Origin of the sequence: Accumulibacter sp. (assembly GCF_016789985.1) — a bacterium.
Lineage (GTDB): Bacteria > Pseudomonadota > Gammaproteobacteria > Burkholderiales > Rhodocyclaceae > Accumulibacter.
Genome location: NZ_JAEUOL010000154.1, coordinates 1 through 14526, shown reverse-complemented (window position 1 = coordinate 14526; position 14526 = coordinate 1). Strand labels below are relative to the sequence as shown.

General features: G+C 63.0%; 14 protein-coding genes. 7 read left to right on the top strand and 7 right to left on the bottom strand.

What is annotated here, in order from left to right; all coding sequences use genetic code 11:
- The 7 genes from JNK99_RS08845 to JNK99_RS08815 form a co-directional block, all read left to right on the top strand.
- The coding region (locus JNK99_RS08845) for a hypothetical protein (RefSeq protein WP_291851579.1) at positions 1-185 on the top strand (185 nt) is incomplete at its 5' end.
- Positions 182-523 (top strand): ISC system 2Fe-2S type ferredoxin, encoded by a 342-nt coding sequence (gene fdx, locus JNK99_RS08840; protein ID WP_291851576.1) that lies wholly within the window; start codon positions 182-184, stop codon positions 521-523. The genes JNK99_RS08845 and fdx, both read left to right, overlap by 4 nt.
- Positions 520-714, top strand: a complete 195-nt coding sequence (iscX, locus tag JNK99_RS08835; protein WP_291851573.1) for a Fe-S cluster assembly protein IscX — start codon at positions 520-522, stop codon at positions 712-714. Before fdx ends, iscX begins: the two co-directional genes overlap by 4 nt.
- Positions 711-1100, top strand: coding sequence for a DUF2237 domain-containing protein (locus tag JNK99_RS08830; protein ID WP_291851570.1), 390 nt, complete (start codon positions 711-713; stop codon positions 1098-1100). The genes iscX and JNK99_RS08830 overlap by 4 nt, the downstream gene beginning before the upstream one ends.
- A 360-nt stretch (positions 1101-1460) precedes the next feature.
- Positions 1461-1916: a peroxiredoxin gene (locus tag JNK99_RS08825; RefSeq protein ID WP_291851567.1), complete on the top strand. Its 456-nt coding sequence runs from the start codon at positions 1461-1463 to the stop codon at positions 1914-1916.
- 37 nt (positions 1917-1953) lie between these two features.
- Entirely contained in the window at positions 1954-3375 is a 1422-nt protein-coding gene (locus JNK99_RS08820; RefSeq protein WP_291851564.1) for a PhoH family protein, read from the top strand.
- Between the two features lie 111 nt (positions 3376-3486).
- A complete protein-coding gene (locus JNK99_RS08815; protein ID WP_291851561.1) occupies positions 3487-4776 on the top strand; it encodes a transglutaminase-like domain-containing protein in 1290 nt (429 codons plus the stop codon).
- Between the two features lie 25 nt (positions 4777-4801).
- On the opposite strand, the gene dnaB is transcribed toward JNK99_RS08815, so the two are convergent.
- From dnaB to JNK99_RS08780, 7 genes are all read right to left on the bottom strand, one after another.
- Entirely contained in the window at positions 4802-6247 is a 1446-nt protein-coding gene (dnaB, locus tag JNK99_RS08810) for a replicative DNA helicase (protein WP_291851559.1), read from the bottom strand.
- A 136-nt stretch (positions 6248-6383) separates the two neighbouring features.
- Positions 6384-6842, bottom strand: coding sequence for a 50S ribosomal protein L9 (rplI, locus tag JNK99_RS08805; protein ID WP_291851556.1), 459 nt, complete (start codon positions 6840-6842; stop codon positions 6384-6386).
- A gap of 14 nt (positions 6843-6856) precedes the next feature.
- The gene (rpsR, locus tag JNK99_RS08800) at positions 6857-7132 is read right to left on the bottom strand and encodes a 30S ribosomal protein S18 (protein ID WP_034923543.1); all 276 of its coding nucleotides are present in this window, start codon (positions 7130-7132) and stop codon (positions 6857-6859) included.
- Positions 7104-7418 (bottom strand): primosomal replication protein N, encoded by a 315-nt coding sequence (priB, locus tag JNK99_RS08795; protein ID WP_366518742.1) that lies wholly within the window; start codon positions 7416-7418, stop codon positions 7104-7106. The genes rpsR and priB overlap by 29 nt, the downstream gene beginning before the upstream one ends.
- 29 nt (positions 7419-7447) lie before the next feature.
- Complete coding sequence (rpsF, locus tag JNK99_RS08790; RefSeq protein ID WP_291851538.1) at positions 7448-7834, bottom strand: 30S ribosomal protein S6; 387 nt, start codon at positions 7832-7834, stop codon at positions 7448-7450.
- 130 nt (positions 7835-7964) lie between these two features.
- On the bottom strand, positions 7965-9935 hold the full coding sequence (locus JNK99_RS08785; protein WP_291851535.1) for a TRAFs-binding domain-containing protein: 1971 nt from the start codon (positions 9933-9935) through the stop codon (positions 7965-7967).
- Between the two features lie 43 nt (positions 9936-9978).
- A partial coding sequence (locus tag JNK99_RS08780) for a CHAT domain-containing protein (RefSeq protein ID WP_291851532.1) occupies positions 9979-14526 on the bottom strand: 4548 nt, incomplete at its 5' end.

Below are 14526 nucleotides of genomic sequence, written 5' to 3'. Positions count from 1 at the left end.
TGCAGGGGGCAGCCCGGGAAGACAATCGCCGGCAGATCATGCTGGCGATGGACGACCTCGAAGCCGACACCAAGGATTTTGCGGCGCGCCGCATGGACAAGTCGATCCGGCGGGCTTTTGCCGGGCGCAACATCAGTGAGCTGGAAGGTGATGGCGCCGTGCTGAAAACCGGAGAAACCGCATGACCCAGATCATCGTCCTGCCGCACCTCGAGTTATGTCCGGACGGCGCCCTGCTCGACGCCAGACCCGGCGAATCGATCTGCCAGAATCTGCTCGAAAACGGCATCGCCATCGAACACGCCTGCGAGATGTCCTGCGCCTGCACGACCTGCCATGTCATCGTGCGCGAGGGCTTCGAGGCGCTCGAACCGTCGGACGAAGTGGAAGACGATCTGCTCGACAAGGCCTGGGGGCTGGAACCGAATTCCCGCCTGTCATGCCAGGCAATCGTCGGTCAGACCCCGCTGGTGATCGAGATTCCACGTTACTCGATCAACATGATCAAGGAAGGCAAGCGATGAAATGGACCGACATCAACGAGATTGCCGTCGAACTCGCCGAAGCACACCCCGAGCTCGACCCGATACGCATCAATTTCGTCGACCTGATGAACCGGGTGCTCGCCCTGCCCGGCTTCGAGGACGACAGCCGGCATTGCGGCGAGAAGATTCTCGAAGCGATCCAGCAAGCCTGGATTGACGAGCTGACATGAAACCCGACGATTTCGGCGGCCGTCAGCGCAACGTGCTGGGGGGCATTCTCGGATCGTGCAGCGAAAAGCCGATGACAGGCTTCTTTCGCGACGGCTGTTGCAACACCAGCGACGAGGACTTCGGCAGCCATACCATCTGTGTCGTCCTGACCGCCGAATTCCTCGAATTTTCCAGGGCGCGTGGCAACGACCTGTCGACACCGCGTCCGGAGTTCCACTTTCCCGGCCTCAAACCAGGTGATCGCTGGTGCCTGTGCGCCACACGCTGGCACGAGGCACTGCAGGCCGGCAAGGCGCCACGCGTCGTTCTCAACGCAAGCAACGAAGCCTGCCTGCTGATCGTCCCCCTCGATGATTTGAAGCGACACGCAATCGATCTCAACTGACCGCCGACACGCGGAGCAAGGCCGGCCAACGGTGGGCCTTCGTACAGATCAGGCGATGGCAAGGCCGAACTTCTTCCAGCGAAAGGCGACCGACGCCGCGTTCGTCTCGTCAATCCCCTGGCGGAGACGTGTCTCGGGTTCTTCGAGAGAACTGGCCCGGGGGTGTGGCAAAAAAATGCGAGCCATTTTCAAGGAGACGCACTTGACGAGATGGAGACACGATCGTGCCTGGGTGTGTGGACCTTTGTTCGCTGCCGTGCCTGAAAGTCTCAAATACCGAGATGCGCGGTGGGAAGTGGGCACTTGACCGACGATCCGCTTTCTTACAACAATTCGGCACCCCATCCCTGAAAGCCAGCCATGATCGACCAGACCGTAGATGATTTCAGCCTGCCGGCAACCGGGGGCGGATCCTTCACGCTCTCCGCCTGCCAGGGCCGCATCGTCGTCCTGTATTTCTACCCCAAGGACAGCACGCCGGGATGCACCACCGAGGCACAGCAATTCCGCGACCTCCACCCGCAGTTCATCGCCGCCGGCGCCATCGTCGCCGGTGTCTCGCGCGACAGCATCAGGTCGCACGAGAACTTCAAGGCGAAGCAGGAATTACCCTTCACTCTGCTCGCCGACGACGAGGAGTTGCTGTGCACCCGCTTCTCGGTCATCAAGATGAAGTCGATGTACGGCAAGCAGGTGCGCGGCATCGAGCGCAGCACCTTCGTGATCGACGGCAAGGGAGTGTTGCGGCGCGAATGGCGCGGTGTCAAGGTGACTGGTCACGCGCAGGAAGTCTTGGATTTCGTCACCCAACTCTGATCGGCCGTCTGACCGAGTCCCCCCGGAAACTCCTCGCATGCTCCACAACTCCACCGTCGACGCCCAGCCTGCCACCCACCCGGGCAAGCTCTTCGTGCTCGACACGAATGTCCTGATGCACGACCCAAGCAGTGTCTACCGTTTCCAAGAACACGATGTCTTCCTACCGATCATGACCCTGGAGGAACTCGACAACCACAAGAAAGGGGTGTCGGAAATCGCCCGCAATGCGCGCCAGGTCACGCGTACGCTTGATGAAATCGTCAGCAGCGTAGACGAGGCCATTGATCAGGGAATCAGACTCGACGGACCTTCGCGCAAACTGGCCAGCGGGCGTCTCTTTCTGCAGACCGAAGCGATTGCCGGCGACCTGCCGGCAGGATTGCCAACCGCCAAGGCCGACAACCAGATCCTGGCGGTGCTCATCCATCTGCAGCGCCGCTATCCCGAGCGCCCGGTGATCCTCGTTTCCAAGGACATCAACATGCGCATCAAGGCGCGCGCCCTTGGCCTGCAGGCACAGGACTACTTCAACGACAAGGTACTCGAAGATACCGACCTGCTGTACACCGGCATGTTCGAACTGCCTCCCGATTTCTGGGAGCAATATGGTCAGGACGTTGAATCGCGCAAGAGGGACGGGCGCACCCTGTACCGGCTCAAGGGTTCTTTGTGCTCACAGTTGCTGGTCAATCAGTTTCTGTTCCAGGAAGGTGAGCGACCCCTGTACGCGATTGTCCGGACAATGTCCGAAACAGGCGCCGAAATCGAGACGCTGACCGACTACACGCACACCAAGAACAGCGTCTGGGGCATCACGGCACGCAACCGCGAGCAGAACTTTGCGCTCAATCTGCTGATGAACCCGGAGGTCGATTTCGTCACCCTGCTTGGCCAGGCCGGCACCGGCAAGACGCTGCTGACGCTGGCCGCCGGGCTGACCCAGGTGCTCGAAGACAAGCGCTACAGTGAAATCATCATGACCCGGGTCACCGTCCCGGTCGGCGAGGACATCGGTTTTCTGCCAGGAACCGAAGAAGAGAAGATGGGACCGTGGATGGGCGCGCTCGAAGACAATCTCGAGGTACTCAACCAGGGCGACGAGGAGGCCGGCGACTGGGGCCGGGCGGCCACCCGTGATCTGATTCGCAACCGCATCCGGATCAAGTCACTCAACTTCATGCGTGGCCGCACCTTCCTCAACAAGTTCCTGATCATCGACGAAGCACAAAACCTGACGCCGAAGCAGATGAAAACCCTGATCACCCGCGCCGGGCCAGGCACCAAGGTCATCTGTCTGGGCAACATCGCCCAGATCGATACCCCCTATCTCAGCGAAGGCAGCTCCGGTCTGACCTACGTGGTCGACCGTTTCAAGGGATGGGAACACTCGGGCCACGTCACCCTGCAACGCGGCGAGCGCTCCCGTCTCGCGGACCATGCAGCCGAAGTGTTATAATCTTCGCGACTTCACCGGGCCGTGTCTTGTGACACGGCCCGGTCGTTTATGGCCACTGATTCCTGCTCCCGATGACTGGTCGCAGGGTTCCCAGGCCTCCCGGAGAGTCGATTGAAACGACGCAATTTCCTCGTTGCTTCCGCGCTTCTTTCAGTGCTGACCCCTGCCTCGGTTGTCGCCGCGAACAAGAAGAAAGCCACTACCGCCAATCCGGCACCCAAAAGTTCGGGAAAAACGTCCGCCAAGAGCAGCGCCGGCCAGAGCACGACAACGACCGGCGGCAGAAGCAGGACGCGCGGCCGCCAGAGCTATCGGCCGGTGATCGAGCAACCAGCCGCCACCCCGGCAGCCACCGCCAGTTCGCCGACAAGCGCCACCGAACTACCGTACAACGCCATTGCCCTGCCGGATGAACCGCAGCCACAGTGGCGAACCTATGACATCGCGTCGAGCATCGCCCTCAACCACGTCAAGGGAAAAATCCGGCTATGGCTGCCGCTGGCCCAGTACAGGGACAGCATCTGGCAGCGTGCGCTGGGCCACAATTGGCGAGGCAACTTCGACAGCGCCGGCGTCTACCGCGACCCGGTGGCCGATATGGAGGTCTTCTACGCCGACTGGAAAGACACGGCCACGGCACCGCAACTGCAACTGGTCAGTCAGGTGGCAAAGCAGGACCGGCATTTCGACATTACCCGGCGTGGCAGTGCCGCCGAACGTGGCGAAGTGCTCCGCCGCTGCCTGCAATCCAGCAACCTGGTGCCGACCGACGGACTGGTGCGCCGCACGGCCGAGCGCGCGGTTGGGCGCATCAAGGATCCGGTGGCACAAGGCAAGGCGATTTACGACTGGGTGGTGGACAACGCGTCCTATGACGCGGCACAGAGCGGCATCGGCCGGGGTGACGTCGAGGCGATGCTCGACAGTGGCCAACTGACCGGCAGGAGCGCCGACATCGCGCTGCTTTTCGTCGGCTTGTGCCGATCGATCGGCATTCCCGCACGGCCCGTTTTCGGGCTGCGCATCGACAGTTCACGACTTTTTGCCGGGCTCGGTGCCACCGGCAACCTGCGTACCGTGCAGCACTGCCGCGCCGAATTCTACACCCCGGGGTATGGCTGGATTCCGGTCGACCCGAGCGATGTGCGCAAGGCGATCCACGACGAGGGCCTGGGTCAGGGCGACCCGAAACTGGTCGTCCTGCGCAAGCTGCTGTTCGGTTTCTGGGAGAAAAACTGGATCGCCCTCAACACGGCACAGGACGTCAGGCTGCATGGCGCAAGCAGTGCGGCGCTCCCTTTTCTCGTCCTGCCACAGGTCGAAGCGGGCGGCGCACGTTTCGACAGTGGCGACAGTCACCGCCTCAGTTATACCGTCACGGCCAGTCGCGTCGACGGCTGAGCGGGTCAGGCGCCATGCCGGCGGGTCAGTACGAACCCGGACTGGCGAAATTCTCGAAACGCGTATATTCGCCCAGAAAGGTCAGACGCACCATGCCGATCGGGCCGTTGCGCTGCTTGCCGATGATGATCTCGGCCATTCCCTTGTCCTGGGTGTCGGGGTTGTACACTTCGTCGCGGTAGATGAACATGATCACGTCGGCGTCCTGTTCGATGGCTCCCGACTCGCGCAGGTCGGACATCACCGGACGCTTGTTCGGCCGTTGCTCGAGCGAGCGGTTGAGCTGCGACAGCGCCATCATGGGAACACCCAGTTCCTTGGCCAGCCCCTTCAGCGAACGCGAGATCTCCGAGATTTCGGTTGCCCGATTCTCCCCTTGCGAAGTCGATGACATCAACTGCAAATAGTCGATGACGATCAGCCCGAGTTGACCACACTGACGATACAGGCGGCGTGCCCGCGCCCGCAGATCGATCGGATTGAGCGCCGGCGTCTCGTCGATGTAGATCGGTGCTTCGTGCATCTTGCCGAGGGCGAAAGAGAGGCGTGACCATTCATCGTCGTTCAGTCGGCCGGTACGGACGCGGTGCGCATCGAGCCGGCCGACTGACGACAGCATGCGCATGGCAAGCTGCGTACCGCCCATTTCCATCGAGAAGATGGCCACCGGCAAGCCGACTTCCAGGGCCACATGCTCGGCAATGTTGAGCGCGAACGAGGTCTTGCCCATCGACGGACGGCCTGCGACGATCAACAGGTCGCCGCCCTGAAGACCGGAAGTCTTCGCGTCGAGATCATGATAGCCGGTGGGTACACCCGTGATGTCCGAAGGATTGTCGCGATCATGTAGTTCCTGGATGCGCTCGACTACCTGGGTGAGCAGCGGATTGATATGTACAAAGCCGGTCTGATGACGGAAACCACCCTCGGCAATCGCGAACACTTTGGCCTCGGCCTCGTCGAGCAGGGTTTTCGCATCGCGGCCGAGCGGGTTGAGCGCGCTGCCGGCAATCTCGTCACCCGCGGTGACCAGTTGCCGCAGAATCGCCCGCTCGCGAACGATTTCGGCATAGCGCCGGATATTGGCCGCCGAGGGCGTATTTGCCGCCAGTTCACCCAAATAGGCGAGACCACCGGTGGCACTCCCCTCGCCCGCCAGGTCGAGACTCTCGGCGACTGTCACTGCATCGGCCGGCTTGCTCCGTTCGAGCAACTTGCGAATCTGGCGGTAAATTCGCCTGTGCTCGTCGCGATAGAAATCACCTTCGCCGACCAGATCGGCAATCTTGTCAAAGGCCGCGTTATCGAGCAGCAAGCCGCCCAGTACCGACTGCTCGGCTTCCAGCGAGTGCGGCGGCACGCGCAATTCGGACAGCACGGAGTCGGCGGGCAGATCGCGCTCCCGCCGGACACCACGACTGGCGGGACGTTGTCCGTCCGCGGAGCGGTAGGAATCGGACGACTTGGTCATGGAGAAATCCGCCAGGACGACGAGCAAGACTGCGGCGTTTAGCGCGGCATTGCCAGGGTGCCAGGAGACAAAAAAGCCTTGCCATCAGGCAAGGCTTTTCTCCAGGCATCAGATAACCGCACCGAGGCCGCTCTGGCTACAGCTTGAGCTGTTCCTGAACCACGGCAACGGTAATCGTCGCCAGCACATCGCTGTGCAGGGCCACTTCGAGTTGCGTTTCACCAATCGTCTTCAGCGGACCACCCGGCATGCGCACGGAAGATTTTTCGATCTCGAAGCCCAGCGCGCGCAGTCCATCGGAGACATCGAAATTGGTCACCGAACCGAACAGCCGACCATCGACACCAGCCTTGCGCTCGATTCTCACCACGACACCGGCGAGTTTCTCGGCAAAACCCTGCGCTTCAGCCAGCTTGGCCGCCGCAGCCTGTTCCAGTTCCGCGCGCTTGGCCTCGAATTCCTTCAGCGCGGCCGGCGTCGCCCGCTTGGCCTTGCCCTTCGGGATCAGAAAATTGCGTGCGTAACCGTCCTTCACCTTGAGCAGGTCGCCGAGGTTGCCGAGGTTGGCGACTTTCTCCATCAGAATGATTTGCATCGTCGTCTCCTCGCTTACTGATGATTGTCGGTATAGGGCAGCAGCGCCAGGAAACGCGCTCGCTTGATCGCCACCGACAGCATCCGCTGGTAACCTGCCTTGGTGCCGGTCAGACGCGCCGGCATGATCTTCGCGTTCTCGGCGATATACTCCTTGAACAGGTCGACGTCCTTGTAGTCGATCTCTTCCATCTTCTCGGCAGTGAAGCGGCAGAACTTGCGCCGCTTGAACAGACCACTGCCACGCTTCTTGACATTCTTGTCATCCTTCTTCTTGAAGAACCTTGCCATCTTGATTTCCTTCGACAAATTCGATCTTGGTTACATGCAGTCGTGGCTGCTTGCTGTTGCGGCTCCTGGCGGCGAGAAAGCCGGTCACCTGCAACCTGGCGCCGGGACTCGCTGCCTGTAGCCACTGTGCCGTCGCGCCCAGGGCAATCACCTGGATTTCGCATTCGACCTGACGTGGGCTACCTGCTTCGAGTTGCTCGGACTGGTGCCCGAGCAGGCATTCGGTGACCGGCACCCCGGCCGGCGTAAAGCGCAGAGCCTTGCGCTCGAGCAGGACTCCGCTCAGCTCGACCCGATTCAGCAGCGCCGCGGCACTCAGGCAGCCGGCTGCTTGCCGGTGGTTTCCGGTAGCGGTTCGCGAACTTCCAGCAGCGACTTGGACTTCTCATCCTTCATCATTGGCGATGGCGTACTGACGGCACGCTTGGCCCGGATCGTCAGATGACGAAGAATCGCGTCGTTGAACTTGAAGCCATGCTCCAGCTCTTCGAGCGTCGCGCCATCGCATTCGATGTTCATCAGAAGGTAATGCGCCTTGTGCAGCTTCTGGATCGGATAGGCGAGCTGACGGCGACCCCAGTCTTCGAGACGGTGAATCTGCCCCGCCTTCGAGGCGACAAGCGACTTGTAGCGCTCGACCATCGCCGGGACCTGCTCACTCTGGTCCGGGTGGACGATTAGAACGATTTCGTAATGGCGCATGAACACTCCTCATGGATGAAACCCCCCGCCATGCGAACGGTGGAGCAAGGTGGAAAAACATGCGATTATAGCGGTCTTTGCGAACAGGAGGCAATCAATTCGCCAGCAACTCGCACGGCGCTGTGCGGCGTCACCACAGCTTGCGCGTATCGAGCCAGGCCACACGCCCCGTCCGGCGCTTCACTTCGCCATACATGTGACCTGTTCCACCCGGTCCGTCGCCACCGCCACCATTCCACAGTGAAATGAAACGAACCTTGTCGACCCCCCAGGCAAGTGCGCTATACAGCAGCCACAGATTACACCGTTCAAACGCGTTCATGCTTGCCCGACGACCACCCTGCGGCAGTGGGCCGAGGTCGTTCGGCATGATCCGCGGCTCGAGCGCCGCGGCGGCGGTCAGCGCGAAATAGCGCTGACGCCACTGCTCCCCATTACTGGCTGGCAGGATCGAACGCTCGACGAACTCGGGTTCGGCAAACGGCAACATCACCTGCAGGCGGGCGCCGCGCGCCTGGCAGGCTTCCAGGAACAGGAGGTCTCCGCCGCTGGCCGCCTGCGACAGCGCCAGATCACAGGGTCCGACGCCCAGCCCGTCAAGCGCCTGCGCGATCTGCTGCGCGGCAATCCCTTCCTTGTCGGCAGGAAAACGTGGCGGCTCCCGCCCGGGAGCATCGATCATGTGACCGCTGAACAGAATCACCTGTCGTGGCTCGAAAGGCTGCGCGCTACGGGCGATCTCGCGTTCGACGACGACCAGCGCAGCGGCGGTCTCCGCCGGTCGGAACTCGACGTCGCGCAGCAGGCTGAGCGTCTGGCGAGTCGAATCGAGGGCGAACCAGTCCTGGTTGGCCGCCGCCACCATGTGGCTGAACTCCTTGCGCACCACCTCGATCGGATTGAGCAGCAGGCACAGCTCAGCGTAGCTGGCGCGCGCCCAATAGTCCTTGCGGTCGCGCTCCAGTGCCGTCAGGCTGGCCCAGCGCACACCGCCACTCAGATTGGCGATCACCGTCGGGTCGCTGTCGCCACCGCAATGCTGGCGCAGCAGTTGCAGCGTCAGGGCGTTGATGCCCGAGTAATGGTGCGCCGGATCGGCGACGAAGGCCTGCTGGTAGGGTTCGATGGCCTCGCCAAGCGCGGCGTTTTCGAAACCGGCGGCCTCGCGCATCTGGGCTGGTGACAAACCCTCCTGTCGCCAGAGACCAATCCACCGCTCCTTCTCGATCTGGCCGGCAAGCGCCCAGCATTCAGCGTCCCGAGGATAGTCCCCGGTCAGTCGACGCACCCACTCGCGTGCTTCTTCGAACTGCCGCAGGCGGGCCAGGCAGACGGCCTTCTTTTCGCGACTCGGTTTGTCATCGACATCTATCGTCAGTGCCAGCTCGAACTGCTCGAGCGCCAGATCATACTGCTTGAGTTTGAGCAATGCGCTGCCGGCCGTGCGCTTGGCTTCCAGGAGCAGGGCGCGCATCGGTGTCTCGTCGGCCAGCACCAGGATGTCGCCGGGGCGGTTTTTCTGGCGCGCGACTTCCATTCGGCTGGCCCAGCTCTCGTACGCCTCGGAAAACTCATTGCGCTCGGCAAGCATGAGTTTGCGCCACTCCGGTTGCTCGAGCTGCGGGATCAACTGAAACACCGGGCTGACCCGGCGCCGTGTCGAACTGGCCATGCTGGCGCTGACCATGGCAGTCAGGGCAGCGCGTTCCTGCTCCAGGGTCGCCGGATCAGGCCCACCGTCGCGCAAAGAGTAGCGCAGCTTGCGGTCGGTGTAGATGTCGAACGGCTGGTTGGGTCGTGGCCCCTGCACCAGCACCACGCCGCGCGCGCGCAGAGCGTGCCGCACCCCGAGTTCGTACCAGACGTTCGGGTTGTCGAGCGTCAGGTCGGCGACCACCAGATCGGCAATCAGCAACTCCTGGAACATGTCGCTACGGATATCGCCGGCGCGCTGTTCCTCATCGGCCCGGAACACCTCCAGTCCGGCCGCCTCGAGAGCCGGCCGGATATACTCGGCATAGACCCGATTGAAGTCGATCGACTGGCCATCGGCACTGGGCTTGGTGCCGAAGGGCATGGCAACAAAAGCGTGTGGCTGCATGCGCTTGCCCTCTGCGAAACGGTTGTTCGGCAGCAGCCGAAAGCTATTCCTCGGGATTGTTCTGCGCGCGCCGGGATGGTCGCGGCTTGCTTGGAGCCTCGGCAGCCACCAGCGGGTTGCCGGGGCGATCGTCACGCCGACAGGTACCTGGCCAGATCCGCTCGGCCAGCGCGATCAGATGGTTGGCAGCCAGTTGCCAGCCGGGATCGCCGGTAACGACCTGCCAAGCGTCGCAGATCCTCGACAACAGGCAGATCTGCTCAACCAGCGAGTCGATCTCGCGTGGCCGCAAAACGAGGTTGCCCAGGGTCTCGCTGTAGGCACTGCCGATCTCTGCGAAGGCCTGAACGCCTTCCTCCCCACTCTGCATCAGGCTGCGGTCGAGAAGGCGCTCGACCAGCAGTGCTTCGGACACCATGACCGCATCCCAGGAACTGGCGCCACGCGCGTAGCTTTCACTCGCAGCCTGGCGGCAGCGCTGCGCCAGTTCGATCGCCGCCGGTTTCTGGCCATCGTCCTGCAGTCGCAAGGCCTGCATCGCCAGGCGATTGAGCGCGTTGTATGGGCGGAAAGCGGTGTCCCCCGGCCGCCCCTCGCCGAGACCATAGAACTCGGCGGCTTGTTGCAAGGCGCTGTTCAACCCGGCAACCAGCCTCTCGTCGGCCTGCTGTTGGCCAGGCGTCGCCTTGTTCCAAGCCACCAGCAGTTTATGTGCCTGCAGGCTGGCCAGTCGTTTGGCAGCGCTACCGCGCAACGCACTGCGCTCGCCGTTCCCGGCAGCCGCTGCCAGGTTGCCGTCTGTCGCACCAACGTCCGCCACCAGGCGATCAAGGGTCTCCAGACGCCGCAACGCCGTTTTGATTAGCACTTCATCACGTTTGCGATCGCCAAGGCGGGCCTCGACATTCGCCAGTTGCTGCAAGGCGCGGATCGGCACCTGACCAGCGGCGTCCTCGGACTGGATCGCCTCGATCAGGCAGGTGCGTGCCTCTTCGAACTCTTGCAGGTCGAACCAAATGGCGCCAAGCGCCGATTGGATTGCCGGCAGCCGCTGCCAGCCTGCCGGACACCGTTCCTTCAGCAGGCGCCTGAGGTTGCTGACGTCAGCCTCGATTTCGCGCTTCGTCTGCCGCTCTGTGGCACGCGCCAGACTGGCACGCCAGCTGGCAAGTTCATCGAGCAGCTCCTCCGGCGAAGCGAAGCCGTTATCGCGTTCGGTGTTGCCGCTCAGGCGGGGTTCGGCCCGCCAGCCCGGGTCGCCATAGGCCTGGAAAGCCCCCCAGGTGATGTCTTCACGGCTCCGACTCCAGACCGCCTTCCTGGCCTCGAAGATTGCCTCGCCGAACGGCCGACGTTCGAGCAGCAGGTTACGATAGAAGGCATTGCCGAAGGTCATCGCTCCCGTATCGTCCACCGCCCAGCCAGCCACCACGACGCAACGCACCCCGCTGTTGATCAGTTCGCGCGCGACGCTGGCTGCCAGCAGGTTGCCATTCTGTACCGTTCGTTCTGCCGACCCCCCGTCAGTACCGGGCGCGTCTACCTTGCCGAGATGGCAACAGCTCAGAAAGACCAGCTCGGGCACCGTCTCCATGGCCTTTATCTCGGCAGCGGTGATCAGCAGACCATCCGACAGGACAACACCGGTGCGCCGCCGTCCGTCGACATGCAACTGGTCGAAAACTCCATGCGCCGAAATGTGCAACAGCCGATAGGGTTGCTGGTACAGCCGGCTCAACACATCGGCGGCGCGCCATTCGCTGCCGATCGCCGGGACCACCTGATAGCCCATCCCCTGGAGCAGCCCGGCTACCGCATTCGCCTCGTTCTCCGCCCCGCCCAGAGGCGGTGGGTCGGTCAGCGGCTGCGGCGCCTCCTGGAAAGCCTGGCTGAACCCCTCGACCGACGGGTTGCCTACCACGAAAGCGTTGCGCTCCAGTCCCTGGCGTACCTGCCGCCTGAACTGCACAGCGGCGAGTTGTCGTATCACCGGTGTGCGCAGGGCCAACGGCAACTTCTCACCGCTACTCCCCGGGGCATCGGCGAACATCAGTTCCCACGGCAGATTGGCCGTATAGTCGTCAACCACCAGCACGATGCTCTCGAGCTGCCGGGCCGCATCCTTGAAATCGTGAGGCACCATCAGCTGGAACAGTACCCGACCGAAGTTCTCCTGCCAGATCGGAGAGTGGATCTGCTGGCTGACCAGTTTCTCGATCAGTCCCGGCTGCCGTTGGTGGACGATTGATTCAGCACGTGCCCGCTGCCCGACATAGAGGAAGCGCAGGCGTTCGGCGATCGCCGTGCGCGCCGCTCGTCGCACCGGCTGTCTGCCTTCCGCCGCCATACCGAGAGCCGCAGCGTCCGCCGGCAGACAGAGGCGCCCCGGATCGCCCTCCTGCCGGTCGGCGTCGGTGACGATCAGGCGCGGCCAATAGCTCGGGTTGCCACTGTCGAACAGGCGTCGCCGCAGTCCTTCGCCCTGCTCCAGTTGTGGCCGGCAGACCAGAGCCACACCGCAGCGCCGGGTCAGCTCGGCGAGGCGCTGCGGCATCCGACGCAGGGCGTAGGCGGCGGTGATCGCCGTGTCCTGGTACAGCTCGACGATCTGCAAGCGGCTGACCCTGATCTTCAGCCGGGTCGTTTCGTAAAAACGCGCGTTCGCCTCGATGACGCCACGTACCAGAGCTTCAACCGACGCCGCAACCGACAGGTTGGCCGACGAGTTGTAACCCAGCAGAAGGGTTGCCAGCGGCAGCTCGCGCTCATTCTTGCCGAGCACATCGATCACCTGAAGCAGATACCTCAGCACTCCGACGCGCACCGCCTCGGTGACGTCCTCAACGGTGAGGTTGCCGTCGTAGCTGCCCAGCCCGCTGACCACCGCTCCGCTCAGGCTGCCGCGGCGACGTTCCTGGTCGTTAGGCACACGCAGGACCACGGTCGCCGTCCCGCGCGGGCCGGCGTAGAGTCCGAGCTGGTAACGCTGGCCGAGATCGCCGCCGAGCAGTTCGCGGTCGATCAGCGCTTCGGCACCGGCGATCGGGTCCTGCTCGTAGTGGCCGAGCAGGATCGGTTGCGTCAAGAAACGCAGATCCATCGCTTTGACCATCACTTCCAGTCGCCGTTTCGAGCGGGGCGACACGCCGCCACCGGTCGATCCACCGAGCAGTCCGCGCGCTACCGCTTCGCCATTCGCCAAAGTCGGCGGTCCGGCATCGTAGACCAGCGGTCCTGGCTCAACGTCGCCGCGCACAGCCGGCGGGCTGCGCAACAGGGCGCCGGTCGCGCCACTGCGCAGCAGTTCGCCCAAGGCCGGGAAGTACTCGCTGGTCGAAGGCAGGTCACCATGCACCGCTGGCAGGTAATAATGACTGCCGACATTTTCGATGCGCCCCGAGGCCCAGGTCACGGTACCGTCCCCCTGGGTGGTACCAACCATCTTCAGTCGCCCATTCTCCTCGCGAATGCCGCAAGGCGTATTGCGCGCCACGCCGAAAACGTAGACCGCCTTCTGCTCGTAAGCCTTGGGCAACGCCGGGGTCGCGTCGCCATCCTGCCGCCACAACCAACTGCCGGCATCAAGCTGTTCCTGGGTCGGCGTTGCCGACTTGCCGTTGCCGAACCAGAAGTCGACCACTTTCTTGCGATAGCTCTGCCACGTCTCTGCCTTCTGGAAGTCCTGATTCGGCAGCCCCCCCTCGGGTGTGCCCTGGAAAGCGTCCACAAAACCCGGCTTGGGCAACAACTGCAGCGCACCACGGAAGCCCGAAACGATTTGCAGCACTTCGCGCATGTCATGCCTGACGTCGAGGCGTACCAGGGAACGCAAGGTGTCGCCCTTGCCGAGCAGGTTCTCGACCATCGAATAGGCGCCCTGGTTGGGTGTACCGAGCATCACCAGACGGGCGCCGGCGCGCTCCATCAGCGCGTCCATTACTGGCCGCCGCCGGTGGATGCAGGCGCGCACAAGCAGGCCGCCCATGCTGTGCGCGAGCAGGCGGATGGGTTGTTGGGTTTCGCCCATCAGCCGGTCCAGGAAACCGGCGAGACGCTCGGCAAGAACGTCGAGTGGCTGCCGCCAGTCGTAGGCAAAGCGCTCGACGCGGTGGCTCCGGGCCAGAAACTCGCACAGGTCACCATAGAACATGCTGAACAGCTTCTCCGCCTCGATCCCGGACTTTTCCCAGGCAATCTTGTCGAGACCGCCGCTGGCGATATCCAGCGGGTCGAACCAGACGCGATCCCGCCGCTCCACCCAAAGGTGCGAACCCATCACGCCGGGCAACACGACCACCACCGGCAAATCGGCCGTCGCTTCGCCGCCCCGCTGCAACCGCTCGAGAGGCTGATCAGCATCGGCAAACGGGCCCGGTAGCGGCTGGAATGTGGTCAACGGCCGGACCTCGCTGCTCACCAACCAGTCGCGCAGCGCGACCCGCGTGTCGATGTTGGTGAAATAGCGGAAGTGTGAAACGTCGACGCCGCGGTCGAACAGCGCGCGCGCCCGTGCCTGCGGAGCGATGCCGGCGAACATCGAAGCGGTATCGACGACCAGGTCGTTGTCGACGTTGTCGAAGAGCAGGAAATC